Below are 25,674 nucleotides of genomic sequence, written 5' to 3' on the forward strand. Positions count from 1 at the left end.
TAACCCCTAAAAGGCATGATATTCATCGCCCTCGCAGTCGGCTAACACTGTCGTCTGTTTCGTCATGCCGTGGGGGCGGTAGACTTGCCGAATCGCGCTCTGAAATTGTCGCGTTCGTTGCAGACAAGGATCATGGTCCTGTCTGTGGGCATTGCGTTTGTCGCGGTGTCGGTGGTGGCGTTCTTCTACGATCGCCGCGCGGTGGATCTGGTGATCAACACGGCGATGGAGCGACTTGCCTCCGAGACGCGGCTTCTTGCCCAGCGGGTGGAATTTGCCGATGGCGCGGTTGAGCGCGAGGCGGCTTTTGCGGCGGAATCGCCACTTGCCGCGGCGCTGATCCAGGATGCCGGCAACGCGCGTTTCCAGGCTGCCGCCGCCCTTGTTTTCGGGCGTCTTCTGGCGCGCCGGGCGGACTATCTGCAGGTTCGCGTCGTTGCGCTCGACGGTGGGCGGGAAGTCGTCCGGGTGATCCAGACCGGGATCGAGACCAGGGCTGTGGCTCCTGCGGAACTTGCCTCGGTTGCGGGCGAGCGGTTCTTCAAGGAGGCCGCATCCGAGGCGCTTGTGGGGGCTGTCTACTATTCGCATGTCGAGATACCGGCGAAATCGGATGGTCCCGCGCTTGCGGGGCCGGCCGTGTGGCGCGTGGTCTATCCGGTGCCGGATGCGGCGGGAAAGGTGATCGGTTTCGCCATCATCGACGTCGACTACGTGAAGATGCTGAGCGGCGTGCTGCGTGATGCCCCGCCGCGGCGTGACATTCTCCTGTTCAACAGCGACGGCGACAGGCTGGAACGCCTTGCGGACTCCGAGACCGTGCGCTTCTTCCGGCATGATCAGGAGGGTTCAAGCAGTTTCATCGACCCCCGGACGATCGGCCCGGGCCAGAATGAAGCGGCGGTCCGCCAGGATGGCGCGATCTCCTATATCGTCCGACGCTATTTCAGCGGCCAGCAGCCCTACGGCTTTGTCGGCGTGGCCTTGCGGGAACCGGAAAGCCGGTTGCTGGCGCTGGCCTGGGAGGCGCGGCGCGAGACGCTTGTCATCGGGGCGGCAATCCTCATTGGCGTGTTGCTTGTTGCGCTTCTCGCCTCGCGCCGTTTTGCCGACTATGTCGTCGATGTGGCTGCCCGCTCGGGTGCGGTGATTGACAGCGCGCTCGACGCCATCATTTCGATCGATGAAGAGGGACGCATCCTCTCGGACAACCCGGCGGTCGAGCGGGTGTTCCAGTACAAGCCCGGCGAGTTGATCGGCCAGGGCATCGACACGCTGATGGGCGTCGGCGGCCAGGGCGCGCATGAAGTCTATCTGGGACGCTACAAGAAGACCGGTATCCGCCACGTTATCGGCCAGGTGCAGGAGGTCACTGCGCGGCGACGTGACGGATCCCGCTTCCCGGCCGAGCTTTCCGTCAGCGAGACGATCGTCAACGGCCAGAGGAGCTTTACCGGAAACGTCCGTGACATCTCGGCGCGCAAGGCGGCGGAGGCCGAGCGCGAACGGCTGATCAAGGCGCTCGCCCGCTCCAATCGGGAGCTGGACGAGTTCGCCTTCGTGGCCTCGCATGACCTGAAGGCTCCGTTGCGCGTCATCGAAAACGCCTCCAGCTGGCTGGAAGAGGATCTGGCCGACCGGCTGGATGCGGAGAGCCGCGAGAATCTCGGGCTTCTGCGCAGCCGCGTGCGGCGCATGGACCGGCTGCTGGACGATCTTCTCGAATATTCGCGGATCGGCCGCAAGACGAACGAGCAATGGCGCCAGGTTCTCGACGGGGCGGAGCTGCGCGACGAGGTGATGGCGCTTGTGCCGCAGCGCGACGGTTTCACCGTGACCTTCGATCCGTCCTTCCTTGCCATTGCCGCGACGCGCATGCCGCTGCAGCAGATCCTGATCAACCTGATCGGCAATGCGCTGAAACATCATGACCGCGAGACGGGAGAGATTCATGTCAAGGCGCAGACCCGAGAAGACACATACCTGATCTCGGTGATTGACGACGGACCCGGCATCCCGGATGAGTATCGCGAACAGATTTTCAAGATGTTCCAGACCCTGCGCCCGCGCGACCGCGTCGAGGGCAGCGGCATGGGCCTGGCCATCGTCCGCAAGCATATTGATGTCCTGGGAATGAGCCTCTCTGTCGAGCGGGCTGGCGAGAGGGGGAGCATTTTTGCCTTCACCTATCCCCGGTCCGTTCGGGACGAGGCATAGGGGAGGCGCTATGGCACTTTATGCACGATCGGGCACGACCGACGTCAAGATCCTCCTTGTCGAGGATGATGACGGCGATGCCAAGGCACTGATCCGCGCCTTCGCCAAGGCCAATATCGGCAATCCTATCATTCGCGCGCAGGACGGCGTGGAGGCGCTGGCCTATCTGAAGGGCGAGGGCAAGAGCACGCAGCCGCGTCCGCCGATCCTGCTTCTGGTCGATCTCAACATGCCGCGAATGAACGGCATCGAATTCATCCGGGCCCTGCGCGCGGATCCGGATCTGCGCCGCACCGTGGCCTTCCTGCTCACCACCTCGAAGCGCGAGGAAGACATGGCGGCGGCCTACGACCTCAATGTCGCCGGCTATATCGTGAAGCAGAACGCGGGCGTCGATTTCCTGAACCTCGTCGGCATGATCGACAGCTTCTGGAAGATCGTGGAACTGCCGACATGAATAGTGGAAAGCTTCGGCTCCTCATCGCCGACGACGACGATGGCGACCGCATGCAGTTGCGGCGGCTGATCCGCGCCTGCGGGCTGGTCTGCGAGATCGACGACGCGATGGACCTGAAGGAGGCGGAGGCGGCCTGCGCTGCGCACCTTTATGACTGCGCCATCATCGATTACCGCATGCCGGGCGGCAATGGGCTCAAGGGGATCGTTGCGCTGCGGGATCAGCACCCGCACCTGCCGATCATCATGGTGACCGGGCAGGGGGACGAGCTGATCGCCAGCGAGGCGATCAAGCTCGGGGCGGCCGATTACGTGCCGAAATCGCAACTCTCGGAGAGTTATCTGGCGCATGTGATCCAGAACGCGCTGCGCAAGGCCGAGCTGGAACGGATCGTTGCCGATCAGCGCGAGGAGCTTGAGCGCTTCGGCCAAGTTCTCGCGCATGACCTCAAGACGCCGATCCACCAGATCCGCTATCTCCTCCAGTTCATCGAACGCGATCTGGACGAGGACAATCGCGAGCAGCTGAGCGTCAATCGCGACCGCTTGCTGGCGACGGCCCGGCGGATGGAAGACCTGATCAACACGCTGCAGCACTATACGATGAGCGACAAGCCGATCGAGGTGTCGGTCATCCCGCTGGACGGCGCCGTGGAGGGCTGCCTTTCCAACCTCGCCGGCGAGATCGCGGCGCGGGATGCCGAAATCACCTGCGGGCGCCTGCCGCTGGCGCGGGGAAACCTTTCGCTGCTCACACAACTCTTCCAGAACCTCGTCGGCAACAGTCTCAAATATTGCGGGGCAGCGCGGCCCGAGGTTTCGATTGCGGCGGAAACCGACGGCGAGATGATCACCGTGTCGATCGCCGACAACGGGATCGGTGTGCCGCCGGCGCAGCAACACATGATCTTCCAGCCGTTCAGCCGGCTGCATCGGCAGTCGGAGATCGAGGGGACGGGGCTGGGGCTCGCGATCTGCCGCAAGATCGTCGAGCGCCATGGCGGGCGGATCTGGTGCGAGGGTCGGCCTTCCGGCGGCAGCATCTTCCGTTTCACGCTCAGCGCCGCCTGATGCTCAAAAAAATTTGAGCGTTCATCAAGCGAATTGACTTGTACGCGCGTTGGATGGGTTGTCTTAAGAACACTTTCCAGCAAGGTGGCGGCATGTTCATCGATGACTTCAAGGCCGGGCTCAGGCGGATTGCGCCGATCATCGTCTCGGCCTCTCCATTCGGCGTGCTCTTCGGAGCGGTGGCCATTCAGCATGGCATGAGCACCGGTGAAGCGGTGCTGATGAGCGCCGTGATCTATGCGGGGGCCAGCCAGCTCGTCGGCGTCAATCTCTTTGACCAGCATCTGCCGGCCTGGGTGGTGATCCTATCGATCCTGGCCGTCAATTTCCGGCATATCCTCTATTCGGCGGCGATTGCACGACATATCGAGCTGCTGTCGCCGTGGCAGAAGGCGGCCAATTTCTTCCTGCTGACCGACCCGCATTATGCCGAGATCGAGCGTCAGGCGCATTCCGGCGAGCCGATCACCTTCGGCTGGGTCATGGGGCTCGGGATCGGGCTCTATCTGCCGTGGCTCGCCCTGACCTATGCCGGCTGCGTGCTTGGCGCCTTCATCGGCGACCCCAAGTCGATCGGGCTCGATGTGCTGCTGCCGATCTATTTCCTCGGCCTCGTCATGGGTTTCCGCAAGCGTGCCAACTGGCTGCCGGTGGTGATTGCGAGTTCGCTTGCCTCCATGGCTGCGGTCAAGTTCGTCGGTTCGCCCTGGCATGTCAGCATCGGCGCCGTTGCCGGCATCATCGTTGCCGCGCTGATGCCGCTGCCGCCGGGCACGCATTCCGAAATCGAGGAGGGCTGACCATGGAGACGATGTTCCGGCCCGAAATGCTGTTGATCATCCTTGGTGGCGCAGTTGCGACTTATCTCACCCGCATCGGCGGCTATCTGCTGATCAAGCGCTTCAAGACCATTCCGCCGCGCGTGGAGGCGGGGTTGAACGCCGTGCCGGCGGCCGTGCTGACGACGCTGGTGGCGCCTGCCGCGCTGACGGGCGGGCCGGAGACGGCCGTTGCCCTTATCGTTTCGCTCCTCGCGGGACTGCGCTTTTCGGGGTTGACGCTGATTGCCATCGGCTGGGCCGTGGCAATGGGCATCCGGCATTTCGTTCTTTGATTCGAATGCCGGATATCTCTCTTTTCGGATGATCCGATCCTGACGTTATCAGGCAATCGGAGCGGTTGCCCGGGCCAGCCAGCCGCGGACCTTTTCATCCTCGATCAGCGGCATCAGCTTTTCCCGCGTGCTCGCATGATAGGCGTTGAGCCAGTCCAGTTCCTCGCGCGTCATCAGCGCGGGCAGGATGAGCCGCCGGTCGATCGGGCACCATGTAATCGTCTCGAAGCCGAGCATCGGCCGGTCGCCGCCGGCAATGTCCGTGGCGGCCTCGACAACAATCAGGTTTTCGATGCGGATGCCGAAGGCGCCGGGCCTGTAATAGCCGGGCTCGTTGGAGAGGATCATGCCGGGCAGCAGTTCCTGCATGGCGGCGCGGGAAATCCGCTGTGGCCCCTCATGCACCGACAGATAGGAGCCGACGCCGTGGCCGGTGCCGTGACCATAGTCGGCGCCCGCCTTCCAGAGCGCGATGCGGGCGAGCGGATCGAGATCGACGCCGCGGGAGCCGGCCGGGAAGCGGGCTGTCGATATGCCGATCATGCCTTTCAGGACGAGGGTGAAGAAGCGCTTCTCCGTCTCGCCGACCGCGCCGATGGCGACCGTGCGGGTGATGTCGGTGGTGCCGTTGCGATACTGGCCGCCGGAATCGACCAGGAAGAGTTCGCCGGGCGCCAGCTGCCGGTTCGTTTCGCCTGTCACGCGATAATGAATGATGGCGCCGTTCGGGCCGGCGCCGGAAATCGTGTCGAAGGAAATGTCCGCCAGCGGGTTCTGCATGCGCTCGCCAACGCGGCGGCGGCAGGCTTCCAGTCTTTCGACGGCTTTGATCTCGGTGATCGCACCGGGTTCCGCGTCATCGAGCCAGGCGAGAAATTCGACCATGGCCACGCCGTCCTGGACATGGGCGGTGCGGGTGCCGGCAAGCTCTGCCTCGTTCTTGGTGGCGCGGGGCAGGGCGCAGGGGTCGGTCGCTTCGCACACCGTGCCGCCCGCCGCCTCGATGAGGCGAACGAGTTCATAGGAAACGATGCCGGCGTCCACTTCGACAGTCGCGCCGCGCGCGCCCAGGGCACCCAGCGTTTCGGCCAGCTCTGCCGGCTCGCGAATTTCGCAGATCTGGGTGAGATAGGCCTTTTCCTCGATCCCGGTCTTGCGGGCGTCGAGGAAGATTTCGGCGAGCCCGTCGGCATGGATGATCGCGCGGGCAAGCGGGTGAGGGGTGTGCGGCACGTCCGAACCGCGGATGTTGAAGGCCCAGGCGACGGAGGACGGGTCGGCGATCAGGACGGCATCGGCGCCGCGCACTCTCAGACCTTCGGCGATGGCGGCGATCTTGTCACGGGCGAGCGTGCCCGAATGCTGGTGCTTCTGGATGGTGACGCGGCCGAGCGGTTCGGCCGGGCGATCGGTCCAGAGCGTATCGAGCGGGTTATCGGCCAGCAGGACCAGCGCACCGCCCTTGCTTTCCAGCGCGGTCTTCAGCTTGCGAACTTCCGAGACGGTGTGCAGCCACGGATCGATGCCGAGGCGGAAGCCCTGACCCGCATTGTTGGCGATCCAGTCCGCCGGCGGCTCCTTGATGAGATCGCCGGGGGTGAAGACGGCCGGGTCTGTCTGCTGGGCAAGCTGCGTGACATAGCGACCGTCGACAAAGACGACCGCGATGCCGGGGGCTACGAGTGCCGCACCCGCCGAGCCCGTGAAGCCGGTGAGCCAGGAAAGGCGCTCGGCAGAGGCCGGCACGTATTCGCCCTGGAACTCGTCAGCGCGCGGCACGAGGAAACCATCGACGCCGAGGCTTGCAAGATGTTCGCGCAGGGCGCGGACGCGGGGGGCGCCATTGGCTGGGCTGGCGGTGGTTTCAAAGCTCTGGAACATGATGCAACCGATCGACTTTTGATGTGGCCATGAGGTTTATCTTATTCGGGCGCTCGACGCCAAGGGCAGGGTTCGACGGCGATTTTTGACCAGATAGTTAAAATCATGCAAAAAACGCATAGCTCCCATGAGCAATCGACTGTGTTGCGGCGCAATAATTCGAGCTATAAAAAAATCACGAACGAAGCAGAAGTGCTGCGGAAACGAAGGGAAGTGAAAATGTCCACGCTTTGGACGGTGAAGAAGACCATGATCGCATCGCGCGAGCGTCATGCTCAGCGTTCTGTTGCTCGTGTTCTCGCCGGCATGGACGACATCGCCCTCAATTCCCTCGGCAAGTCGCGCGAAGGCCTGCGGATGGGCCCGTTCTGACAGTTTAAGTTCCTGTTTCGGTAGCCAGAGATCGCTCCTCCTCCCAAGATCTCTCGCAACATGCCGAAACTGGTTTGTTCCCGGCACCTCCTCCTCCCAATGCCGGGACGCGATCAGCCTAGCTGATCCAAGGGCGATGCCACCTCCTCCCGGCATCGCCCTTTTTCTTTGCCTATCGTCTTGTGCATTGCAGCAAATCGCTAGCCCGCAACAGGCCCGCAAGAGGATTGCGGGCCCGCCAAATGGCATGCCTGATGCGCATAACTAAGTTGAATTGCTTTATTATTTCGCGCCGCGTTCCAGCACGATGGTCACCCAGCCGTTGCGCCAGATGGTGCGGCGATGGGCGAGGCGCTGGCCGTTATAGGCTGCGAGCACCTTGAGGCGCTGGCTGGCGAGAATGCCGGACAGAATCACCGTCCCGCCGGGTACGAGGTTGCGGACGAGGTCCGGCGCCATCTTCATCAGCGGCTTTGCCAGGATGTTGGCGATGATCAGGTCGAACGGGCCGTTCAGCCGGAAGGCGCCGTGGTGGAAGCCTGGAGCGGTCTCGAAGCGAAGGCCGGCGCCGACGCCGTTCTTGCGGGCGTTTTCGCGCGCCACGCGGGTTGCGATCGGGTCGATGTCGGTCGCCAGAACCGGGATCGGCTGGATCTTGCGGGCGGCGATTGCCAGCACGCCGCTGCCGGTGCCGAGATCGAGCGCGTTCTTGATCTTGCGCGAGCGCAGAACCCAGTCGAGCATTTCGAGGCAGCCTGCGGTCGTGCCGTGATGGCCGGTGCCGAAGGCCTGGCCGGCATCGATTTCGATTGCCACATCGCCCGGCATCACGCGGTCGCGGTCATGGGAGCCATGGACCAGGAAGCGGCCGGCGCGGACGGGCTGCAGGCCTTCCAGCGACTTTGCCACCCAGTCGGTATCGGGCAGCAGTTCGCGCTGGATTTCCAGATGTTCGTAGCCGGAGGTCAGGGCCTGTTCGAAGGCGGCTCTGGCGCCGTCCTCGTCGCCCTGCATCGTGTAGACGGCGGTTTCCCACACATCGTTCGCCTCGTCGATTTCCATCGTCGTCACGGCATATTCGCCGTCTTCGAAGATCGCGCCCAGGCGGTCGAGGATGATGGCGCAGTCGTTCTCGCTGGCGTTGATGTAAAGACGGACTTCGCTCACGGCATTCCCCCAATGTTGCGGGTGGTTATCGGGGGTAGGCTCTACTAGCCCTTGATCAGGTTTTCCAGCTTTTTCACCGCCACGTCGGCATCCTCGCCATAGGCAATGGTTCCCTTGAAGCGACCGCCGTTGTTCAGCAGGAAGACGGAGGCCGTGTGATCCATCGTGTAGTCGCCGTCGGGCTTGGCGGGATCGATCGGCACTTTCTTGGCATAGATGCGGAAGCCCTTCACGACTTCGGCAATCCTTGCCGGGTCGCCGGAGATGCCGGTGATCCGCTTCGAAACATTCGACACATAGTCGTTCATGATCTGCGGCGTATCCCGCTCGGGATCGACGGTGACGAAATAGGCATGCATCTTCGTGCCATCCGGATCGACCTTCTGCAGCCAGCCGTCCATTTCGAAGAGGGTGGTGGGGCAGACATCCGGGCAATGGGTATAGCCGAAGAAGACGGCTGCCGGCTTGTCGCGGAATGCGGCTTCGGTGATCGGCTTGCCGGTCTGGTCGACGAGCTGGAAGGGGACGCCATAGGGGCCGTCGGCAACCTGCTGCTTGTCCTTCGTATATTCCAGCGTGAACCACCCAAGGAAGCCCGCAAGCGCGATGATCGCGATCCAGATGATGAGGCTGGCCTTTTTCATGTCGCGGCTCTCCCGTTTTCTTCGGTTTCTTGAGAGGCCGTTTTAGTGCGCCTTCAGGCGGCGGTAAACAGCCACTTTGTCACAGCGGGCAATTGGTACGCCCCTGCGTTGCAACGTCGGAAAACTGGGCGTTTGAGTTAGCAAATCTTTAAAAGTTGTTTGTCAGTGTCGATACATCCAGAGCCTCGGGGCGGCTCTATTGCTAAGGACGTTCATATGAAACTTTCTGTCAGCCAGAGATTGTGGGTGTCTGGTGTTGCGGCGTTCATCGGCATCGGCTCTCTTGTCGTGGTCGGCTGGTATTCCAGCAGCACCGTTTCGGGGGCGCTTGCGCATTCTCAGATCATCGACGGGATCGACCGGCAGGTCACGGACCTGCGCTTTGCCAACGAGGAGCTGCGGCTGGCCTCGATGGACATCATTATCGACCGTGCCGAGCGGCAGGTCAGCGCTGAGCGCAAAGCCATGCTTGAAACGAGCATCAAGGTGCTCAAGGGCGGTTCAGCGACAGTCGCATCTTTCGCGAAGTCAGAGGGTCTTGCTATCGATGCAAGTGCGCTGAATGCGGACGTGGATATTATTGTGAAGGCGGCTGGAGAGCAGTTGCCGGCGCTGGTGACCGGCGGAGCGCCGGATGCTGAATTCGACAAGATTGATGACGTTATCGACTCGACGGGAAGCCGCATTCAGGCCGTTCTAGATGTCGTCTCTGCAGCGACCGGCAAGGCTCAGCAGCGCGAGGTGTCTGTCGCCATGGACCAGGCGCAGCAGTCGGCGCTCATTCAGCTGCTGATCGGCGTCATTGCCGTCATCCTGGCGGGCAGCCTGATTGCCTGGCAGTCCCGCAATATCCTGAAGGGCCTGAACGCCGTTCGGCGCAGCATGAACCGTATCGCCGAGGGCGATATCGCTTCCACCGTCGATGGGACGACGCGCGCCGATGAAATCGGCGAGATTGCCCGCGTTGCCGATATCCTTCGCAAGGCGACGGTCGAGAAGGAGAGGGTGGAAGCCGCAGCGCAGTCTGAACGTCTCAGCGTCGACCGCGAGCGCAGCGAGAACGAAACCGAGCGTCAGCGAGACGAGGAAGAAATCCGCCGTTGCGTTACCATTCTGGCTGGCGGTCTGGCCCGTCTTGCCGAAGGCGACCTGACGCAGCAGATCGAGGATCCGTTCCGCGCAGATCTCGAACGCCTGCGCCAGGATTACAATGCCGCCGTCACGCGTCTCAGCACCGTCATCGGCAATGTTACCGACCAGTCCTCCTCCATCCATTCGAGCAGCGTCCAGATCCGCATGGCGGCGGACGATCTTGCCAAGCGAACCGAACAGCAGGCGGCCTCGCTCGAGGAAACCTCCTCGGCGCTGGAGCAGATCACCATCACCATGCGCGGCTCGACCAGCAAGGCCGAAGAGGCCGGCGCGATGGTGGGCGGCACCAAGGTTCAGGCCGAGAAGTCGACCGCCGTCGTTCGCGAAGCGATGCAGGCCATGGAGCGCATCGAAAGCGCCTCTGCCGAAATCGGCAAGATCATCAACGTCATCGACGAGATCGCCTTCCAGACCAACCTTCTGGCGTTGAATGCCGGCGTGGAAGCCGCGCGTGCCGGTGATGCCGGCAAGGGCTTTGCGGTCGTTGCCCAGGAAGTGCGCGAGCTTGCCAACCGGGCGGCGACTGCCGCCAAGGACATCAAGCAGCTCGTTGCCCGCTCCAGTGCAGAAGTGCAGACGGGTGCGGAGCTTGTCACCGCAACGGGACAGGCGCTGCGCGACATCGGCGCGGACGTCGTCAAGATCAACGAACACATGATCTCGATCGTCAATGCCGCGCGCGAACAGAATGCCGGCCTTGCCGAAATCAACACGGCCATCGGCCAGATGGATCATGTGACGCAGCAGAACGCGGCCATGGTCGAGCAGACCAACGCTGCCTGCCAGACGCTGAACGAAGACACGACACGGCTGGAAAGCGTCATCTCGCAGTTCCGCACCAAACTCGGCATGGCGCCGCAGGCACGGGCCGAACGGTCTTCCATGCATACCAACACGCCGATCCCGCCGCGCGCGCCGGTCGTCTCCACCGGCTTCAAGCCCGCGATCGCACCGGCCCAGCCCGGGCAGCGGCCGCGCACGTCGCCGGCGCAAAAGCTCATGGGTCGTCTCGAAAACGCCTTCGGCGGATCGCCGGCGCCGGCCAAGTCGTCGACCCTCCAGTCTTCCGGCCAGCGCGTCAGCGCGCAAGCTTCTCCTTCAACCGATCAATGGGAAGAGTTCTGAAATGTCCAACGTTATCAAACAGTCCGGAGCCTATCTGGAAATCGTCTCCTTCCATCTCGGAGAACAGGAATTCTGCATCGACATCATGGCGATCCGCGAAATCCGCGGCTGGGCTCCGGTGACGCCGATGCCGCATACGCCGCGCTACGTGCTCGGCCTCATCAACCTGCGCGGTGCGGTGATCCCGGTCATCGACATGGCCTGCCGTCTTGGCATGCCGATGACGGAACCGTCGGAACGCTCCGCCATCATCGTCACTGACATCAAGGGCAAGCTCGTCGGCCTTCTGGTCGAGCAGGTGTCCGACATGATGTCGATCAAGTCCGAAGACCTGCAGCCGGCACCGGAAATCATTCCGGAAGCCCAGCGCGCCTTCTGCCGCGGCATCGTCGCGCTCGAAAAGAACATGGTCTGCTTCCTCAACCTCGACACCGTCATTGCCGACGAACTGTCGATGGCGGCCTGAGCAGCCGCCGTCAGGAAGATCGGTTGAACTGATGACCCGTTCCCAGCGCCTGGTCGGCGCCGGGGGCGGGTTTGCCATTTGTGGTTCAGGCCAAAGGCGAGGCGGGTGCCGTCACTTGGCGACGGGCTTGCCCTTTTCCCAGGTGACGTTCTGGTTATAGAGCGGGATGGTCGAGATCGACATCTTGGCCGAGCCGTCGATGATCTGGCGTGAGTGGACGAGATAGATCAGCGTGTCGTTCTGCTTGTCGTAGATGCGGTTGACGACCAGCTTCTTCCAGATCAGCGAGAGACCCGACTTGAACACTTCCTCGCCGCCCTTGCCGAGGTCGATATCGCCGATCTCGATCGGGCCGGTCTGGCGGCAGGCGATCGAGTTGTTCGACGGATCCTCGAACCATTTGCCGTTCTTCAGGCGGTCGACGACGGAGCGGTCGAAATAGGTGACATGGCAGGTCACGCCCTTGACCTTCGGATCGGTCAGCGCGTCGATCATGATATCGTTGCCCATCCAGTCGACGCCGACCTGGCCGACGACTTCGGCGCGGGCCTCAGGGCTGAACAGAACGACTGTCGCAGCCATTGCTGCCGCAACTTGTGCCATGCGCTTCATGGATTTTCCTTCCTCGATAGTCGCGACGAAGCGTCGCCTTCGCATCAGACATAGAAAGCGGGGACGCCGCTTTCAATCCGTCTTGCATGGGAAAAGCTTGCTGCTACAGTCGTTTGCAGGGGTTTTGGGGGCTGGAAATGACAAAAGGCAGGCTGGAAGCATTTTCCGATGGCGTGATCGCGATCATCATCACGATCATGGTGCTGGAGTTGAAAGTGCCGCATGGCGAGACATTGCAGGATCTCGTGCCCTATTGGCCGGTCGGCTTTGCCTATGTGCTGAGCTTCTTGCATATCGGGATTTACTGGAGCAACCATCACCACATGATCCATGCCGTCAAGCGGGTGACCGGGGGCACGCTTTGGGCCAATCTCTATCTGCTGTTCTGGCTTTCACTGGTGCCGGTGACGACGGAGTGGATGGGCGAGACCCATTTTGCCGAGACGCCGGTCGCGGTCTATGGCTTCGTGATGGTGATGGCGGCTTTTGCCTATTACATCCTGACGCATCATCTCATCGCCATTCATGGCCGTGAATCCGAGTTTGCGCGGGCGCTGGGTAGCGACCGCAAGGGGACGTTTTCGGCGATCGTCTATATTCTGGCGATCCCGGCCGCCTTCGTCAGTCCGTATATCTCGATTGCCATCTATATCGCGGTCGCCGCCGTATGGCTCATCCCGGATCGGCGCTTCGAGCGGGCGCTTTCGTCGTCCTGACGCGCCGTTCCCGCATGCGTCTTGCACGTACTCCGCTTGCTGCTACATTGGGTTGCAAAGAGCTGGGGGCGGCACATGACGAAAGGCAGGCTGGAAGCATTTTCCGACGCCGTGATCGCGATCATCATCACGATCATGGTGCTGGATTTGAAGATGCCACATGGATACACGTTGCAGGATCTGGAGCCGCTCGGGCCGGTCTTTCTCGCCTATGTGCTGAGCTTTGTGCATCTCGGGATCTACTGGAGCAATCACCATAACATGCTGCATGCGGTGAAGCGCATCACGGGCCGCGCGCTCTGGGCGAACCTGCATCTGCTTTTCTGGCTCTCCCTTGTGCCTGCAACCACCGAGTGGATGGGGGAGAGCTACTTCTCGACGATCCCGGTCGCTATCCACGGCGTTGTCATGCTGATGGCCGCGTTCGCCTATTACATCTTGGCGCATCGCCTCATTGCCATCCATGGCCGTGATTCCGATTTTGCGAAGGCCTTCGGCGGAGACTGGAAGGGCAACCTGTCGACGGCGGCCTATCTCGTCGCGGTGCCGGCGGCTTTCATCTCTCCACTGCTTTCGCTCGGCATCTTCGTGCTGGTTGCGGCGATGTGGTTCATTCCGGACAAGCGTTTCGAAGAGGGGTTTTCCATCGCTTCGGCGCCCGAAACTTGACGGCCGACAAGACACATTAGAATTATCATATTTTAGTTGAGATGGATCAACGCAGAAGGGGTGCCACGGCGTAGCCTTTTCCCTGTTTTCAAGAGGAAAGGGATGCTTCCATGTTTCGGCTCATTGCCATTCTCTACGTGCTTGTCGCCACTGTTTTTGCAGGGGTTGCGGTGACGGCGGTTCTGTCGCTCGGCCATTTCGGGCGATCGGACATCGCGCTTTCGGCGCTTGCCGGTGCCGTGATCGCGCTGCCGGTTGCCTGGCTTGTCGGCAGGCATGTCTTCGCGTTGACGCGCAATGCCTGACGCGAAGAAAGCCACGCGCCAGCCGGGCGGTGCATAAAGCCGGACGACGATGATTGTCCGGAGACCGCCCATGATCGAGCATGTGACCGCAAAGCTTGGAATTGCCCTGCCGAGGCTGTTCGTGGCTGCCGGTCTGGCGCTTTCGCTTTCGGCCTGTGTCGGTGCGGATGGACGTCCGGTCGATTTCGATGATGGCAGGCCGATTGTCGGCGATGCCCGCAACCCGTCGAAGATCCCGTTCTTCCCCGATACCGGGTCGATGAACGCGGAGCGCTTCGGCGACCAGACCTTCCCGGTCTTCATGCGCCCGACCGGCACGCCCTATGCGCTTCAGCCGCAGGGATCGCAGCCGCCGCAGACGACCTATCAGTCGCCGGCCACGTCGACGAAGCTTGATCCGTCGCGGGTGAGGGGCCAACCGGCCTATTACCCCGCCGCGCCGTCGTCGCTCGGCGAACAGTCTTCCGTCAAGCCAAGCCTCTCCGATCCCGAGCCGCAGACGAAGGTTGCAAAACTCGACGCGGATGTCTGGAACCGCTACGGGCCGATGGATGATTCCGGGCATCTTCTGCCCGCCATTCCGATCGAGCGCGTGGGTCCCGACCTGCTGCGTCAGAAGGTCGATTATCCGACGACGGAGAAGCCGGGGACGCTGGTGGTCGATACCCGCGCACGGTTCCTCTACCTGGTGGAGGGCAACGGCCGGGCGCTGCGCTATGGCGTCGGTCTCGGGCGGCAGGGCTATGCCTGGTCCGGCCGCGGCGTCATCCGCTACAAGCAGCAATGGCCGCGCTGGACGCCGACCGACGGCATGGCCGAGGCCTCGACGGATATCAACAATATCAAGGTTCGCGGTGGCATGGTCGCCGGCATCGACAATCCGCTTGGGGCGAGGGCGCTCTATATCTACAAGGACGGCAAGGACACGCTCTACCGCGTCCACGGGACGCCTGACTGGCAGTCGATCGGCAAGCAGGTCTCGTCCGGTTGCGTGCGCATGTACAATCAGGATGTCGTCGATCTGTATAACCGGGTGCGCGACGGCGCTGTCATCGTGGTGATGTAGACCTCATCTATCGGCGGAACTGACCCAGGTCAGAGACACCGAATCGATTTTCATAAAATCCTCTCATCTCTGGTCCCGGTCGAAGGAACATTCGCGCCGGGTGGCCGTTCTTTGTCCGGCACTGAATGTGCATGAGAATGCGAGGAGCTTTATGATGATGTTGGTCTCTGTGCGTTGGACCACGCCGGTGATGGTTACGTTCGGGAATGGCGCCGATCGGCAGTTCGATTGCGTCCACGATGCGCTCGACTGCCTGCAGCACGAGTGGCCGTCCCCGCGTGGCAAGCGTCATGCAAAGGCCGTCGAGGTTCTGGGTGGCGCGCTGGCGCGGCTCGTCCCCGTCGAAGACGCCCGCAAGGCTTTCGTCTCGGCCTGTGTCGAGTCAGGCATTCTTGTTCCGCAGGTGGATCGCAAGGTCAGCAAGACGCGCAAGTTCGGGCAGGTTTTCACCCGCGACGGGCTCTCCCGCTCCGCCGGGCTTGAGGGGGCCGGTTGAACCCGGCCGGATCAATCGTGGGAGGCGGCGCTGTCGAGTGCCGTCTTCAGCTTGATCACCCTGTTGCGCATTTCATCCAGATCATCGACGCCGCAGCCGACCAGATAGCCGATGGCCGGCGCAATCCGGTCGAGCGCCTGCCTGCGCGCGGCCTTGCCCTGTTCCGTCAGCGAAATCACCACCTGCCGCTCGTCGTTCTCGTCGCGCGTGCGGTTGATCATACCGAGCTTTTCAAGCCGTTTCAGCAGCGGCGACAGCGTTCCGGAATCAAGATCGAGCTTGGCGCCAATCTCCTTGACCGTCTGGGAATTGCGCTCCCACAGAACCATCATGACGATATATTGCGGGTAGGTGAGGCCAAGCGCATCCAGAAGCGGCTTGTAGGCCCGGTTGAACGCGTGGGCGGCAGAATAGACTGCAAAGCAGAGCTGCTGCTCGAGTTTCAGCACATTGTCATGCGGTTTCATGGCCTTAATCCCCAAATTCCCCACCTCTTGATAGCAGGCGGACAAAAATTCTGCAAAATCCTATTGCGCACAATATAATTATGCGCTATTTAAAATGCAACAGCAACCCTTGAAGGATGGAGATCGAAATGTCTGTACTTTACACTGCGAATGCGACGGCAACCGGCGGCGGCCGCACCGGCCACACGAAGTCGGATGACGGCGTCATCGACCTGAACCTCACGATGCCGAAGGCGCTTGGCGGCGACGGCGCGCGCGGCACCAACCCGGAACAGCTTTTTGCAGCCGGCTATGCTGCCTGCTTCCTCGGAGCTCTGCGCTTCGTGGCCAGCCAGGCCAAGGTGAAGCTGCCGGAAGAAACCAATGTTTCGGTCAGCGTCGGCATCGGCCCGCGCGAAGGCGGTTTTGAAGTGCATCCGGCCGTTTCGGTTTCGATCCCGGGCCTCGACCGCGCGCAGGCTGAAGACCTCGTCGCCAAGGCACACCAGGTCTGCCCCTACAGCCACGCCATGCGTACCCCGAAGGAAGTCTCTGCCGTTCTCGCCTGAGACCGCTAGACGTCTTTTGAAATGATCAGCAGATTCTGCCGCAGGCGATCCCCGTCGCCCTGCGGCAGTTTCGTTTCGACCTCGGCATGCTCGGCAATCCAGATGGGGGTTGCCTGCGCAAGCAGGGCAAGGCCTTCGGGCGTCAGCTTGAGCCGCTTTTCGCGCCGATCCTTCTCTCCCGGCACAATTTCCACCAGCCCGCGCCGCGTCAGCGGCTTCAGCACGGCCGTCAGCGTCGTGCGGTCCATGGCAAGCAGGTCTGCGACCGGTGACATCGCCGGCGGCTCGGGCCGATTGAGCGACATCAGCAGCGAGAACTGACCGTTATTGATCCCCAGATGCCGGAAGGCACGGTCGAACCGCCGCGCCAGCGCACGCGCCGCCCGCTGGGTATGGAGGCACAGGCAGTGATCGCGCACATGCATGGTTGTCGAATAGGGGACGGTCTCGGCGTTTGACATGAATGTCATATTATGTTGGTATCAACCTATAGTCAAATATCGAATTTTCACTATGGCGGAGGAAACCATGGCAGGCGAGGGGAATTTTATCTGGCATGAGCTGATGACCACAGATACTGCGGCAGCGGCGCGGTTTTACAGCGCTGTCGTGGGCTGGGCGGTCGAGAAGGCGGGCAACACGACCGCCGGCGGCATGGACTATACGTTGTTCAAGATCCCCGGTTTCGACATGGGGACTGCCGGCATGATGGCGCTGACGCCGCCGATGCAGGCGGGCGGTGCGCGGCCTGCCTGGATCGGCTATGTCTTTGTCGACAGTGTCGAGGCGAAGACGGCGCAGGTTTCTGCGCTCGGTGGTGCCGTGCATATGGAGCCGACGGATATTCCAGGCATCGGCCGTTTCTCGGTCGTTGCCGATCCGCATGGAGCGACCTTCTATCTGTTCAAGCCCATCATGCCGGAAGGGCCGATGCCGGAGATGCCGAAGCAGGGATCACCCGGAACCTTCGGCTGGAACGAGCTGAACGCCGGCAATCTCGACGAGGCTTTTGCATTCTATTCCGGCCTGTTCGGCTGGACGAAATCCATGGCGGTGCCGATGGGGGCAATGGGCGTCTACCAGCTCTTTGCCAACGAGGGGCGGGACATCGGTGGCATGATGAAGAAACACGATCAGGTTCCGCTGCCATTCTGGGGTTTCTATATCACGGTTGATGCCATCGATGCGGCCGTCGAACGGGTCAAGGAAAACGGCGGTACGATCACCAACGGGCCACACCCGGTGCCGGGGGATGCCTGGATTGTCGAGGGCATCGATCCGCAAGGCGCGGTTTTCGCGCTGACGGCGGGCAAGCGGTAGGGGCGACGGGCGACAGTCTGTGGACTGGGCACGCCCCTCTGTCCTGCCGGACATCTCCCCCGCATGGGGGGAGATCGGCAGAGCGGCGTGCGTTCGGCTCCTCCTGATGTTTTGCTGGAGCCTGAAGGTTGAAATAGACGGTTGCCGTGTCTTGAAACATGAATGAGCTGCGCGGCGCGTGCCGCAGTTCAATCTCCCCCCTTGCGGGGGAGATGCCTGGCAAGGCAGAGGGGGGGTAAGGCATCTTCCAGGCTTGCCGCGCAATTGCCCGCGAGCCCCCTCATCCGGCGCTTCGCGCCACCTTCTCACCGAGGGGAGAAGGGGAGGCCGCGCCCCTATTTCTTCAGACTGCCCAGGATCCCGCGTACCAGCGCGCGACCAAGCGAGCTTGCCACCGAGCGCGCCGCCGATTTCATTGCGGCTTCCACCACGGTTTCGCGCTGGCGGCCGCCGGATTTGGTCGTGCCGCCGCCGCCGAGTACCGAGCCGAGGTCCGGCAGAGTCCAGCGGTTGCTGCCCGGCGTGCCGTCCGGCGGCTGGACGTCTTCCTGATGCGGAGCTTCGCCCTGCTGCTGCTTGTTTTCGGCCGCCTGCGCCCGCCCGGCGAGCATTTCATAGGCCGAGACGCGGTCGAGATCGGTGTCGTTGGCATCATCGATCGGCGTCTGCGACAGGACTTCGGCGAGACCATCGTCGCTGAGCGGGCCGAGCAGCGAGGACGGCGGGCGGATGAGGGTGCGCTGGACGATGGAGGGCGTGCCCTTGGCTTCCAGCGTCGAGACCAGCGCCTCGCCGGTGCCGAGATTGGAGATGACTTCCACTGCGTTGAAATCCGGATTGGGCCGGAACGTGTCGGCGGCGATCTTCACGGCCTTTACCTCGTTCGGCGAATAGGCGCGCAGGGCATGCTGGATGCGGTTGCCGAGCTGGGCGAGAACCGTATCCGGCACGTCGGCGGGGTTCTGCGTGACGAAATAGACGCCCACGCCCTTGGAGCGGATGAGGCGGACGACCTGTTCGATGCGCTCGAGCAGCACTTTCGGCGCGTCCTTGAAGAGGAGATGCGCCTCGTCGAAGAAGAAGACGAGCTTCGGCTTTACCGGGTCACCGACTTCGGGCAGCTCCTCGAAGAGTTCGGAAAGCAGCCAGAGCAGGAAGGTGGCATAGAGCTTCGGGCTCAGCATCAGTTTCTGGGCCGCGAGCACCGAGATATAGCCGCGCCCGTCATAGGTGGTGCGCATGAGGTCGGAGATCTTCAGCGCCGGCTCGCCGAAGAAGCTCGTTGCGCCCTGCTGTTCGAGGATCAGCAATTGGCGCTGGATCGCACCCACCGAGGTCGGGGAGACGAGGCCGTAACGGCTGGAGATTTCCTTGGCGTTCTGCGACATGTAGGTCAGCAGCGCCTGAAAGTCCTTGAGGTCCAGAAGCGGCAGGCCCTGTTCGTCGGCGAGCTTGAAGGCGATGTTGATGACGCCTTCCTGCGCGTCGGACGCATCCATCATGCGGGCGAGCAGGAGAGGGCCCATCTCGGTGACGGTGGCGCGCATGCGGTGGCCGCGCTCGCCGAAGAGATCCCAGAAGATGACGGGGAACTTGTTGTAGGCGAAATCGTCGAGGCCGATTTCCTTGGCGCGCTTTTCGAGGAAGTCCTTCGGCTCGCCCTTGCCGCCGATGCCGGAAAGGTCGCCCTTCACGTCGGCGCAGAAGACCGGCACGCCGGCATTGGAGAAGCCTTCGGCCAGGACCTGCAGCGTCACCGTCTTGCCGGTGCCGGTTGCGCCGGTGACGAGGCCGTGGCGGTTGCCATATTTCAGTTCGAGATATTCGCCCTTGTTGATGCTGTCGTCCGGCTTGCGGCTGGTGCCGATATAGATCTTTCCGTCCACTTGCATCGTCATGCGGTGCGCTCCCCTAGCCGGCCCGTCAGGGCTGGCGACTGTTCATTGAATCGTAGACATGATTTTATATGGTGACAGGGTCATTGCGGCAACAAGAGGCCGATGGGCTGCTTGTTTTCCGGCACGAATTCTATTACGTTGACGTTCACGTCAATATTGACTCTACGGGAGAAATTCATGAACGAACTGGTTTCCAAGGTTGCCGATGCTGTTGGCCTCGAGCCTGCCGTTGCCGAAAAGGCGATCGGCCTCATGCTCTCCTTCCTGAAGAAGGAAGGCGATGATCAAGCCGTGTCGGCCATGATCGCGGCGATCCCGGGCGCGGAAGAGCTGGCAGCGGCACAGAACGGCGGCGGCGGTTTCCTCGGCAGCCTGCTCGGCGGCGGCATCATGGCGCTCGGCCAGCAGCTGATGAGCGCCGGTCTCGGCATGGGCGAGATCACCTCGCTTGCCAAGGAAACCATGTCGGTTGCCCGCCAGTATGCCGGCGATCAGGTCGTTGACGACGTGATTGCTTCGGTTCCGGGTCTCGGGCAGTTCGTCTGATCCGTTTTCCGTTTTGCTGTTTGGAAGGCCCGGCTTAGTGCCGGGCCTTTTCGTTTCTGCGGGCCGTTAACGAAAATTTCGGCGTTGGCTTTGTATGAATTCGGGGAGGGCGGTTCGGTGCGCCGAGGGTGGCTGCCGCATTCAATACTATAATCACTTATCTTGATTATCCGAAATCTCCAAAATCTAAGATTCAGATAATCGTATTTAATCAAGCCTTTGTTGCGACTATGAAAAGACGCGGGAAGCGCAACGGAACGCGGCCATTTTCGAGCGGCGGATAGTGCTTGCGCACCGCATCCGTATAGGCTTCGATATAGGCCGGGCGGTCTTTTTCCTCCAGCAGATCGAGCCATGGGCGCAGGCCCGTTCCCTTCACCCACTCAACAATCGCCTCCGCGTTTTCAAGCGGGTGATAATAGATCGTGTGCCAGAGATCGACGCGCGTCGAGATCGGGGCGAGCGCATTCATATAGTCGGCCGGGCTCGGCAGCAGCGGGCGCTTGCCCTTGCCGCCGGCGAAGCGCGCCGCCCAAGGGCCGGAAAGCGCTGTCTCCTCCATCAGCCGGTGGGTCGGTTCGGTCAGATTGTCCGGCATCTGGATCGCCAGCACGCCGCCGGGCTTCAATCCATTTGCCATCAGCCGCTTCAGCACAGCAAGCTGGTCGGGCACCCATTGGAAGACCGCGTTGGCATAAAGCAGGTCGGCCTTTTCGCCCGGCAGCCAGGTTTCCAGATCGCCATGCGAGAAGGTGAGATCGGGCAGGCGCTTGCGCGCCGCTTCCAGCATGTTTTCGTCGCTATCCATGCCCGCGACGCGGGCGTCGGGAAAGCGCTCGGCGATCAGTTCGGTCGAATTGCCGGGGCCGCAGCCCATGTCGATGGCAAGAGCTGGTGCATCGAGTGGAACCTGGGCCAGAAGGTCGCGGGCGGGGCGGGTGCGTTCGTCTTCGAACTTCAGATACTGCGCCGGCGACCAGGCCATGGGCTATTCCAATCCGTTGAGCGAGGGGAGGATGAGGGAGGGACCGTAGTCCTTGTATTCGTCCGGCGCGTTGGCGCGGTTGATCCAGACGGTGCGGAAGCCGAACTTGGTGGCGCCCGCCACATCCCAGCGGTTGGACGACTGGAAGGAGACGGCGCCCGGATAGAGCCGGTAATTGGTCGTCACCATGTCATAGACCTGCGGCGCGGTCTTGAAGGTGCGGATCTCGTCGACGGAGAAGATGTCGTCGATCATCATGTCGAGGGCGGAGTTCTTCACCGCTGCCGCCAGCATGGAAGGCGAGCCGTTGGAGAGGATGGCGATGCGCGCGCCGCCGGCTTTCAGGGTCTTCAGCGTGGAGGGCACTTCCGGATAGCAGTCGAGCTTCCAATAGGCTTCGAGCAGCTTGTCGCGTAAGGCTTTGTTGACGCTCGGCACGCGCCAGAAGGCATAGTCGAGTGCCTGTTCGGTCAGCGCCCAGAAGTCCTGATAGCCGCCCATCAGTGCGCGGACCCAGGAATATTCCAGCTGCTTCGACCGCCAGACGTCGGAGAAGAGCTGCCCGTCCGGTCCCACGTCGCCCGCATGCCGGCGCACGGCCGCATGAACGTCGAAAAGCGTTCCGTAGGCATCGAAAACATAGGCTGCGTATGACATGTCCCGTCCGGTTTTTATTGAGCCGCGACAATTGTTTGCCGGCTCCCCATTGTGCGGCGCAAAATGAGGCAGATTGACGTTCGCGTCAATATATTCCCGATTTGCCTCGGGTTGACGTGGCGCCGAAATGAGCCTTCATTGGCCGCCGCAATCGAATGAAGGAGGCGGCCATGCATGGCAGCGCGGACACGAAGATCACCACCTGGAACTATATCGACGGCGAATGGCTGCCGGGTAATCCGCCGGTCGCGGGGCCTTCGACGCATGCCATGTGGCTCGGCTCCTCGGTGTTCGACGGTGCGCGCTGGTTTGACGGCGTGGCGCCCGATCTCGACCTGCATTGCCAGCGCATCAACCGTTCGGCGCTCGCACTCGGCCTGAAGCCGACGAAGACGCCCGAAGAGATCGAGGCCCTTGCTCGCGAAGGCATTGCCCGTTTCGATGGTTCGAGCCCGCTCTATATCAAGCCGATGTACTGGGGCGAATCCGGCAGCGCGGGGCTCGTCGCCGTCGATCCGGAATCGACCCGCTTTGCCCTCGTCCTCTTCGAGGCTGCCATGCCGCCGAAGGACCAGCCGGGCATCAAGCTGACGCTTTCGCCCTTCCGCCGTCCGACGATGGAATGCATGCCGACCAATGCCAAGGCGGGCTGCCTTTATCCCAACAACGGCCGCATCCTGTCCGAGGCCCGCTCACGCGGCTTCGACAATGCGCTGGTGCGCGACATGCTGGGCAATGTCGCCGAAACCGGCTCGGCCAATATCTTCATGGTCAAGGATGGCGTGGCCTATACGCCGGCCGAGAACCACACGTTCCTGGCCGGCATCACCCGTTCGCGCGTGATGAAGCTGCTCCGCGGCGCGGGCGTCGAGGTTCGCGAGGCCACCCTTTCGGTCAGCGATTTCATGAATGCCGACGAGGTCTTCATGTCCGGCAACTATTCGAAGGTCCAGCCGGTCATCCAGCTCGACGATCGCCACTTCCAGAAGGGGCCGGTGACGGAGAGGGCCTATGGGCTTTACTTTGATTGGGCGCATGGGTGAGGGGAGAAACGCCGTCCAGGCGGCCCCTCAACTCGGCTGGCAGTCTACAGGTCGCTTATGACGACGCGGTCCCGGCCCTCGGCCTTGGCTTTGTAGAGCGCCTTGTCGGCCCTGAGCAGGGCGCCGTCGAGGTCGTGTTCTCCCGGATGAACCATCGCCACGCCGAAGCTTGAGGTGATGCGCACGGGTGTTTCGTCGAAGGTGAACTGAAGCCGCGACACTGCGCGCTTCAGGCGCTCTGCGGTCCGCGCTGCATGCTGGTTCGTCGCTTCGAGAGCGATGGCGAATTCCTCGCCGCCGAGGCGGCCCGCGAGGTCGAAATCCCTCAGATTGGCGCGGCAGGCGGCGACCAGCGAGCGCAGGACCTCATCGCCGGAGGCATGGCCGAACTGGTCGTTGACCGACTTGAAGTGATCGACATCCAGCATGATGACCGAGACGTCCAGCCCCTTGCGCGCCACGATCTCGCAGAGCCGGCTTCCTTCCTTGAGAAACTGCCGCCGCGTCAGCGCACCGGTGAGCGCGTCGCGATGGGCGAACTCCCTGAGCTCGAATTCGCTTGCTGCGATCTCCGCGAGATTTTCCAGGACGCGCAGTTCCTTGTCCGAGAAGATGCGGGGTTTGGTGTGGATGGCGCAGATGGTGCCGATGGGGGTCCCTTCGGATGTGCGCAGGATGACGCCGGCATAGAAGCGCAGGCGCGGCTCCTCATTCACCAGCGCATGATCGTGGAATTCCTCGTCCCTGGCCGTATCGGGGATGATGACCGGCACGCCCTTGCGCCAGGTCGCGCGGCAGAAGCTCGCCTCCAGCGGGATTTCCGTCAGGTCGAGGCCCTGGATGGACTTGAACGTCTGTCGATTTCCCTCGATCAACGAGACTGCGGCGACATCGACGTTGAAGATGTCCTTCACGAGACTGGTGAGGCGATCGAAGGCCTCTTTTGTCGATCTGTCAGTCCCAAACGATTGCAGCATCCCTAACCTTTCGTCTGCCCCCTCAGACGAACCGGCTCTGCGCGCGGGGTTGTCTGAGCGCTGCGCGTCAAATTGACAGTGGCTAAATTTTACATAACAAAAGCTTCCGAAAACTTACCACACCTAGCAAAACGCGCATCTTTGGTGTCCTCTCATCAAATGGGGCAGGGCGTTTGCATGCTTGAAACCACCTGCTGCTTGCCCTAGACCAAGTGGACTTAGCTCGCTTTCGGGGGATCATCATGCGGCAGGTGAATGTGCATGCGGCCAAGACGCATCTGTCTCGGCTGATCGAGGAGGTGGAGCGCGGCGACACCGTGATCCTGGCGCGGGCGGGCAAGCCGGTTGCGAAGATCGTGCCGATCGAGGTGGAGCCGTCGTCGGGCCGCATCGGTTTCCTGAAGGGGCATGTGAAGGGGGCGGACTCGCTCGATCTGTCGGGCGGCGCTTCCGTCGATGGGCTGCTGGGAGGCTTCTTTTGAAGATCCTGCTCGATACGCCCGTTCTGGTCTGGGTCGCGGCCGATAGCGTTCATCTCGACGACAAGGCGCGCCGGCTGATCCTCGACGAGGGCAACGAACTCTATTTCAGCGCCGCCAGCATCTGGGAGATCGGGCTGCGCGGCGCCGCCAGTTTCGACGGCCCGCCGGTCGATGTGCGCATGCTGCGCCGGGGCCTGCTCGACGCCGGCTATCGCGAGGTGCCGGTGCGCTCGGAGCATGCGATGGCGGTGCAGGAATTCGAAGACCTGCCGGTCGATTCCTTCGCGCGGCTGCTGCTGGCACAGGCCCGCTATGAGGGGCTGATGCTGATGAGCGCCAAGCCGGGGCTGATCGCGCACAAGGCCGGCATCCTGCCAATTTGAGCGAAATCCTGCCGTTTGGCATCGCAGGCAGGGCGCGAGACGTGGCTGCGCCGGCCTTTTCATATTGCGAAAAGCGTCAAATTTTCCGGCTCTTGCGGTTGCCTCGCAACTGTCACACACCTATGTTCCACTGCATCCGCTTCAATCCCCGTAATGGACACCAAGGAGAGACCAAGATGGCTTTCGAACTTCCCGCACTTCCGTATGACTACGAAGCGCTCGTGCCCTTCATGTCGAAGGAAACTCTCGAATATCACCACGACAAGCATCATCTTGCCTATGTGACCAACGGCAACAAGCTGGCTGAAGAAGCCGGTCTCGGCGGCCTTTCGGTCGAGGAAGTCGTCAAGAAGTCCTTCGGCACCAATGCCGGCCTCTTCAACAACGCTGCCCAGCACTACAACCACATCCATTTCTGGAAGTGGATGAAGAAGAATGGCGGCGGCAAGTCGCTTCCGGGCAAGCTGCAGGCTGCGATCGACAGCGACCTCGGCGGCTACGACAAGTTCCGCGCCGATTTCATCGCTGCCGGCACGACGCAGTTCGGTTCCGGCTGGGCCTGGCTCTCGGTCAAGAACGGCAAGCTCGAAATCTCCAAGACCCCGAACGGCGAGAACCCGCTCGTTCACGGTGCGTCGCCGATTCTCGGCGTCGACGTCTGGGAACACTCCTATTACATCGACTACCGCAACGCCCGTCCGAAGTATCTCGAAGCCTTCGTCGACAGCCTGATCAACTGGGATTACGTCCTGGAAATGTACGAAGCCGCTGCAAAGTAAGGCTTTTTACGATCTTGTTTCAGAGCCCGCTGCGCCCCGCGCGGCGGGCTTTTGTTTGTG

The 25,674-nt window shown here is 62.1% G+C and carries 30 protein-coding genes; 20 read left to right on the forward strand and 10 right to left on the reverse strand.

Going from position 1 to position 25,674, the window contains the following annotated elements; genetic code table 11:
* Positions 1 to 132: 132 nt before the first annotated feature.
* The 5 genes from LQK84_RS09125 (at position 133) to LQK84_RS09145 (ending at position 4,858) form a co-directional block, all read left to right on the forward strand.
* Positions 133 to 2,217, forward strand: coding sequence for a sensor histidine kinase (locus LQK84_RS09125; RefSeq protein WP_230828396.1), 2,085 nt, complete (start codon positions 133 to 135; stop codon positions 2,215 to 2,217).
* 10 nt (positions 2,218 to 2,227) lie between these two features.
* Positions 2,228 to 2,674: a response regulator gene (locus LQK84_RS09130; protein ID WP_230828397.1), complete on the forward strand. Its 447-nt coding sequence runs from the start codon at positions 2,228 to 2,230 to the stop codon at positions 2,672 to 2,674.
* Positions 2,671 to 3,744: a sensor histidine kinase gene (locus LQK84_RS09135; protein ID WP_230828398.1), complete on the forward strand. Its 1,074-nt coding sequence runs from the start codon at positions 2,671 to 2,673 to the stop codon at positions 3,742 to 3,744. Before LQK84_RS09130 ends, LQK84_RS09135 begins: the two co-directional genes overlap by 4 nt.
* Positions 3,745 to 3,836: 92 nt before the next feature.
* Positions 3,837 to 4,544, forward strand: coding sequence for an AzlC family ABC transporter permease (locus tag LQK84_RS09140; protein WP_230828399.1), 708 nt, complete (start codon positions 3,837 to 3,839; stop codon positions 4,542 to 4,544).
* Between the two features lie 2 nt (positions 4,545 to 4,546).
* Complete coding sequence (locus LQK84_RS09145) at positions 4,547 to 4,858, forward strand: AzlD family protein (RefSeq protein ID WP_230828400.1); 312 nt, start codon at positions 4,547 to 4,549, stop codon at positions 4,856 to 4,858.
* A gap of 48 nt (positions 4,859 to 4,906) precedes the next feature.
* On the opposite strand, the gene LQK84_RS09150 is transcribed toward LQK84_RS09145, so the two are convergent.
* Positions 4,907 to 6,739 carry an aminopeptidase P family protein gene (locus tag LQK84_RS09150; protein ID WP_230828401.1) on the reverse strand — a complete coding sequence of 611 codons (1,833 nt, stop codon included), beginning with the start codon at positions 6,737 to 6,739 and terminating at the stop codon, positions 4,907 to 4,909.
* Positions 6,740 to 6,958: 219 nt separating this feature from the next.
* On the opposite strand from LQK84_RS09150, the gene LQK84_RS09155 reads away from it, so the two are divergent.
* A complete protein-coding gene (locus LQK84_RS09155) occupies positions 6,959 to 7,111 on the forward strand; it encodes a hypothetical protein (RefSeq protein ID WP_230828402.1) in 153 nt (50 codons plus the stop codon).
* A 282-nt stretch (positions 7,112 to 7,393) separates the two neighbouring features.
* Here LQK84_RS09155 and LQK84_RS09160 read toward each other — a convergent pair whose 3' ends face one another.
* Positions 7,394 to 8,278, reverse strand: coding sequence for a 50S ribosomal protein L11 methyltransferase (locus LQK84_RS09160; protein WP_230828403.1), 885 nt, complete (start codon positions 8,276 to 8,278; stop codon positions 7,394 to 7,396).
* A 44-nt stretch (positions 8,279 to 8,322) separates the two neighbouring features.
* Positions 8,323 to 8,922, reverse strand: coding sequence for an SCO family protein (locus tag LQK84_RS09165; RefSeq protein WP_230828404.1), 600 nt, complete (start codon positions 8,920 to 8,922; stop codon positions 8,323 to 8,325).
* Positions 8,923 to 9,138: 216 nt separating this feature from the next.
* On the opposite strand from LQK84_RS09165, the gene LQK84_RS09170 reads away from it, so the two are divergent.
* Positions 9,139 to 11,199, forward strand: coding sequence for a methyl-accepting chemotaxis protein (locus LQK84_RS09170; protein ID WP_230828405.1), 2,061 nt, complete (start codon positions 9,139 to 9,141; stop codon positions 11,197 to 11,199).
* Position 11,200: 1 nt separating this feature from the next.
* Positions 11,201 to 11,665: a chemotaxis protein CheW gene (locus LQK84_RS09175; protein WP_230828406.1), complete on the forward strand. Its 465-nt coding sequence runs from the start codon at positions 11,201 to 11,203 to the stop codon at positions 11,663 to 11,665.
* Between the two features lie 111 nt (positions 11,666 to 11,776).
* On the opposite strand, the gene LQK84_RS09180 is transcribed toward LQK84_RS09175, so the two are convergent.
* Positions 11,777 to 12,268, reverse strand: coding sequence for a CreA family protein (locus LQK84_RS09180; protein ID WP_442966944.1), 492 nt, complete (start codon positions 12,266 to 12,268; stop codon positions 11,777 to 11,779).
* A 146-nt stretch (positions 12,269 to 12,414) separates the two neighbouring features.
* On the opposite strand from LQK84_RS09180, the gene LQK84_RS09185 reads away from it, so the two are divergent.
* The 5 genes from LQK84_RS09185 to LQK84_RS09205 all read left to right on the forward strand — a co-directional run bounded on the left by LQK84_RS09185 (position 12,415) and on the right by LQK84_RS09205 (position 15,529).
* A complete protein-coding gene (locus tag LQK84_RS09185; protein ID WP_230828408.1) occupies positions 12,415 to 12,993 on the forward strand; it encodes a TMEM175 family protein in 579 nt (192 codons plus the stop codon).
* 75 nt (positions 12,994 to 13,068) lie between these two features.
* The gene (locus LQK84_RS09190; RefSeq protein WP_230828409.1) at positions 13,069 to 13,662 is read left to right on the forward strand and encodes a TMEM175 family protein; all 594 of its coding nucleotides are present in this window, start codon (positions 13,069 to 13,071) and stop codon (positions 13,660 to 13,662) included.
* Between the two features lie 110 nt (positions 13,663 to 13,772).
* Positions 13,773 to 13,967 carry a hypothetical protein gene (locus LQK84_RS09195; protein WP_230828410.1) on the forward strand — a complete coding sequence of 65 codons (195 nt, stop codon included), beginning with the start codon at positions 13,773 to 13,775 and terminating at the stop codon, positions 13,965 to 13,967.
* A 70-nt stretch (positions 13,968 to 14,037) separates the two neighbouring features.
* A complete protein-coding gene (locus tag LQK84_RS09200; protein WP_230828411.1) occupies positions 14,038 to 15,033 on the forward strand; it encodes a L,D-transpeptidase in 996 nt (331 codons plus the stop codon).
* A 154-nt stretch (positions 15,034 to 15,187) separates the two neighbouring features.
* Entirely contained in the window at positions 15,188 to 15,529 is a 342-nt protein-coding gene (locus LQK84_RS09205; protein WP_230828412.1) for a DUF982 domain-containing protein, read from the forward strand.
* 11 nt (positions 15,530 to 15,540) lie between these two features.
* Here the strand turns inward: LQK84_RS09205 and LQK84_RS09210 are convergent, their stop codons facing one another.
* Positions 15,541 to 15,996 carry a MarR family winged helix-turn-helix transcriptional regulator gene (locus tag LQK84_RS09210; protein ID WP_230828413.1) on the reverse strand — a complete coding sequence of 152 codons (456 nt, stop codon included), beginning with the start codon at positions 15,994 to 15,996 and terminating at the stop codon, positions 15,541 to 15,543.
* A 128-nt stretch (positions 15,997 to 16,124) separates the two neighbouring features.
* Between LQK84_RS09210 and LQK84_RS09215 the strand changes: the two genes are divergently transcribed.
* Positions 16,125 to 16,544 carry an organic hydroperoxide resistance protein gene (locus LQK84_RS09215; RefSeq protein ID WP_230828414.1) on the forward strand — a complete coding sequence of 140 codons (420 nt, stop codon included), beginning with the start codon at positions 16,125 to 16,127 and terminating at the stop codon, positions 16,542 to 16,544.
* Positions 16,545 to 16,549: 5 nt separating this feature from the next.
* On the opposite strand, the gene LQK84_RS09220 is transcribed toward LQK84_RS09215, so the two are convergent.
* A complete protein-coding gene (locus LQK84_RS09220; RefSeq protein ID WP_230828625.1) occupies positions 16,550 to 17,005 on the reverse strand; it encodes a MarR family winged helix-turn-helix transcriptional regulator in 456 nt (151 codons plus the stop codon).
* A 103-nt stretch (positions 17,006 to 17,108) separates the two neighbouring features.
* Here LQK84_RS09220 and LQK84_RS09225 point away from each other — a divergent pair, with 103 nt between their 5' ends.
* Positions 17,109 to 17,864, forward strand: coding sequence for a VOC family protein (locus LQK84_RS09225; RefSeq protein WP_230828415.1), 756 nt, complete (start codon positions 17,109 to 17,111; stop codon positions 17,862 to 17,864).
* Positions 17,865 to 18,199: 335 nt separating this feature from the next.
* Here LQK84_RS09225 and LQK84_RS09230 read toward each other — a convergent pair whose 3' ends face one another.
* Positions 18,200 to 19,756 (reverse strand): helicase HerA-like C-terminal domain-containing protein, encoded by a 1,557-nt coding sequence (locus tag LQK84_RS09230; RefSeq protein WP_230828626.1) that lies wholly within the window; start codon positions 19,754 to 19,756, stop codon positions 18,200 to 18,202.
* Positions 19,757 to 19,939: 183 nt separating this feature from the next.
* Between LQK84_RS09230 and LQK84_RS09235 the strand changes: the two genes are divergently transcribed.
* Complete coding sequence (locus tag LQK84_RS09235; protein ID WP_230828416.1) at positions 19,940 to 20,308, forward strand: hypothetical protein; 369 nt, start codon at positions 19,940 to 19,942, stop codon at positions 20,306 to 20,308.
* Positions 20,309 to 20,519: 211 nt separating this feature from the next.
* On the opposite strand, the gene tam is transcribed toward LQK84_RS09235, so the two are convergent.
* Positions 20,520 to 21,293 (reverse strand): trans-aconitate 2-methyltransferase, encoded by a 774-nt coding sequence (tam, locus tag LQK84_RS09240; RefSeq protein ID WP_230828417.1) that lies wholly within the window; start codon positions 21,291 to 21,293, stop codon positions 20,520 to 20,522.
* A gap of 3 nt (positions 21,294 to 21,296) precedes the next feature.
* A complete protein-coding gene (locus LQK84_RS09245; protein WP_230828418.1) occupies positions 21,297 to 21,950 on the reverse strand; it encodes a haloacid dehalogenase type II in 654 nt (217 codons plus the stop codon).
* Between the two features lie 170 nt (positions 21,951 to 22,120).
* Here LQK84_RS09245 and LQK84_RS09250 point away from each other — a divergent pair, with 170 nt between their 5' ends.
* Entirely contained in the window at positions 22,121 to 22,993 is an 873-nt protein-coding gene (locus LQK84_RS09250; RefSeq protein ID WP_230828419.1) for a branched-chain amino acid aminotransferase, read from the forward strand.
* A gap of 44 nt (positions 22,994 to 23,037) precedes the next feature.
* Here the strand turns inward: LQK84_RS09250 and LQK84_RS09255 are convergent, their stop codons facing one another.
* The gene (locus LQK84_RS09255) at positions 23,038 to 23,970 is read right to left on the reverse strand and encodes a sensor domain-containing diguanylate cyclase (protein ID WP_230828420.1); all 933 of its coding nucleotides are present in this window, start codon (positions 23,968 to 23,970) and stop codon (positions 23,038 to 23,040) included.
* A 242-nt stretch (positions 23,971 to 24,212) separates the two neighbouring features.
* Between LQK84_RS09255 and LQK84_RS09260 the strand changes: the two genes are divergently transcribed.
* The 3 genes from LQK84_RS09260 to LQK84_RS09270 all read left to right on the forward strand — a co-directional run bounded on the left by LQK84_RS09260 (position 24,213) and on the right by LQK84_RS09270 (position 25,614).
* Positions 24,213 to 24,452 carry a type II toxin-antitoxin system Phd/YefM family antitoxin gene (locus LQK84_RS09260; RefSeq protein ID WP_230828421.1) on the forward strand — a complete coding sequence of 80 codons (240 nt, stop codon included), beginning with the start codon at positions 24,213 to 24,215 and terminating at the stop codon, positions 24,450 to 24,452.
* Positions 24,449 to 24,835, forward strand: coding sequence for a type II toxin-antitoxin system VapC family toxin (locus LQK84_RS09265; protein ID WP_230828422.1), 387 nt, complete (start codon positions 24,449 to 24,451; stop codon positions 24,833 to 24,835). The genes LQK84_RS09260 and LQK84_RS09265 overlap by 4 nt, the downstream gene beginning before the upstream one ends.
* A gap of 176 nt (positions 24,836 to 25,011) precedes the next feature.
* Positions 25,012 to 25,614 (forward strand): superoxide dismutase, encoded by a 603-nt coding sequence (locus LQK84_RS09270; protein WP_230828423.1) that lies wholly within the window; start codon positions 25,012 to 25,014, stop codon positions 25,612 to 25,614.
* The last annotated feature ends 60 nt before the right edge of the window (positions 25,615 to 25,674 follow it).

Source organism: Rhizobium sp. C4 (assembly GCF_021026315.1).
Lineage (GTDB): Bacteria > Pseudomonadota > Alphaproteobacteria > Rhizobiales > Rhizobiaceae > Ensifer_A.

Coding starts and splice junctions, on each gene's coding strand:
- LQK84_RS09235 (WP_230828416.1), top strand. CDS start 19,940: ATGAACGAACTGGTTTCCAAGGTTGCCGATGCTGTTGGCCTCGAGCCT.
- LQK84_RS09230 (WP_230828626.1), bottom strand. CDS start 19,756: ATGCAAGTGGACGGAAAGATCTATATCGGCACCAGCCGCAAGCCGGAC.
- LQK84_RS09175 (WP_230828406.1), top strand. CDS start 11,201: ATGTCCAACGTTATCAAACAGTCCGGAGCCTATCTGGAAATCGTCTCC.
- LQK84_RS09130 (WP_230828397.1), top strand. CDS start 2,228: ATGGCACTTTATGCACGATCGGGCACGACCGACGTCAAGATCCTCCTT.
- LQK84_RS09255 (WP_230828420.1), bottom strand. CDS start 23,970: ATGCTGCAATCGTTTGGGACTGACAGATCGACAAAAGAGGCCTTCGAT.
- LQK84_RS09155 (WP_230828402.1), top strand. CDS start 6,959: ATGTCCACGCTTTGGACGGTGAAGAAGACCATGATCGCATCGCGCGAG.
- LQK84_RS09205 (WP_230828412.1), top strand. CDS start 15,188: ATGATGTTGGTCTCTGTGCGTTGGACCACGCCGGTGATGGTTACGTTC.
- LQK84_RS09250 (WP_230828419.1), top strand. CDS start 22,121: ATGCATGGCAGCGCGGACACGAAGATCACCACCTGGAACTATATCGAC.
- LQK84_RS09185 (WP_230828408.1), top strand. CDS start 12,415: ATGACAAAAGGCAGGCTGGAAGCATTTTCCGATGGCGTGATCGCGATC.
- LQK84_RS09140 (WP_230828399.1), top strand. CDS start 3,837: ATGTTCATCGATGACTTCAAGGCCGGGCTCAGGCGGATTGCGCCGATC.
- LQK84_RS09145 (WP_230828400.1), top strand. CDS start 4,547: ATGGAGACGATGTTCCGGCCCGAAATGCTGTTGATCATCCTTGGTGGC.
- LQK84_RS09245 (WP_230828418.1), bottom strand. CDS start 21,950: ATGTCATACGCAGCCTATGTTTTCGATGCCTACGGAACGCTTTTCGAC.
- LQK84_RS09195 (WP_230828410.1), top strand. CDS start 13,773: ATGTTTCGGCTCATTGCCATTCTCTACGTGCTTGTCGCCACTGTTTTT.
- LQK84_RS09180 (WP_442966944.1), bottom strand. CDS start 12,268: ATGGCACAAGTTGCGGCAGCAATGGCTGCGACAGTCGTTCTGTTCAGC.
- LQK84_RS09200 (WP_230828411.1), top strand. CDS start 14,038: ATGATCGAGCATGTGACCGCAAAGCTTGGAATTGCCCTGCCGAGGCTG.
- LQK84_RS09270 (WP_230828423.1), top strand. CDS start 25,012: ATGGCTTTCGAACTTCCCGCACTTCCGTATGACTACGAAGCGCTCGTG.
- LQK84_RS09150 (WP_230828401.1), bottom strand. CDS start 6,739: ATGTTCCAGAGCTTTGAAACCACCGCCAGCCCAGCCAATGGCGCCCCC.
- LQK84_RS09190 (WP_230828409.1), top strand. CDS start 13,069: ATGACGAAAGGCAGGCTGGAAGCATTTTCCGACGCCGTGATCGCGATC.
- LQK84_RS09210 (WP_230828413.1), bottom strand. CDS start 15,996: ATGAAACCGCATGACAATGTGCTGAAACTCGAGCAGCAGCTCTGCTTT.
- LQK84_RS09220 (WP_230828625.1), bottom strand. CDS start 17,005: ATGTCAAACGCCGAGACCGTCCCCTATTCGACAACCATGCATGTGCGC.
- LQK84_RS09225 (WP_230828415.1), top strand. CDS start 17,109: ATGACCACAGATACTGCGGCAGCGGCGCGGTTTTACAGCGCTGTCGTG.
- LQK84_RS09165 (WP_230828404.1), bottom strand. CDS start 8,922: ATGAAAAAGGCCAGCCTCATCATCTGGATCGCGATCATCGCGCTTGCG.
- LQK84_RS09125 (WP_230828396.1), top strand. CDS start 133: ATGGTCCTGTCTGTGGGCATTGCGTTTGTCGCGGTGTCGGTGGTGGCG.
- LQK84_RS09215 (WP_230828414.1), top strand. CDS start 16,125: ATGTCTGTACTTTACACTGCGAATGCGACGGCAACCGGCGGCGGCCGC.
- tam (WP_230828417.1), bottom strand. CDS start 21,293: ATGGCCTGGTCGCCGGCGCAGTATCTGAAGTTCGAAGACGAACGCACC.
- LQK84_RS09260 (WP_230828421.1), top strand. CDS start 24,213: ATGCGGCAGGTGAATGTGCATGCGGCCAAGACGCATCTGTCTCGGCTG.
- LQK84_RS09170 (WP_230828405.1), top strand. CDS start 9,139: ATGAAACTTTCTGTCAGCCAGAGATTGTGGGTGTCTGGTGTTGCGGCG.
- LQK84_RS09135 (WP_230828398.1), top strand. CDS start 2,671: ATGAATAGTGGAAAGCTTCGGCTCCTCATCGCCGACGACGACGATGGC.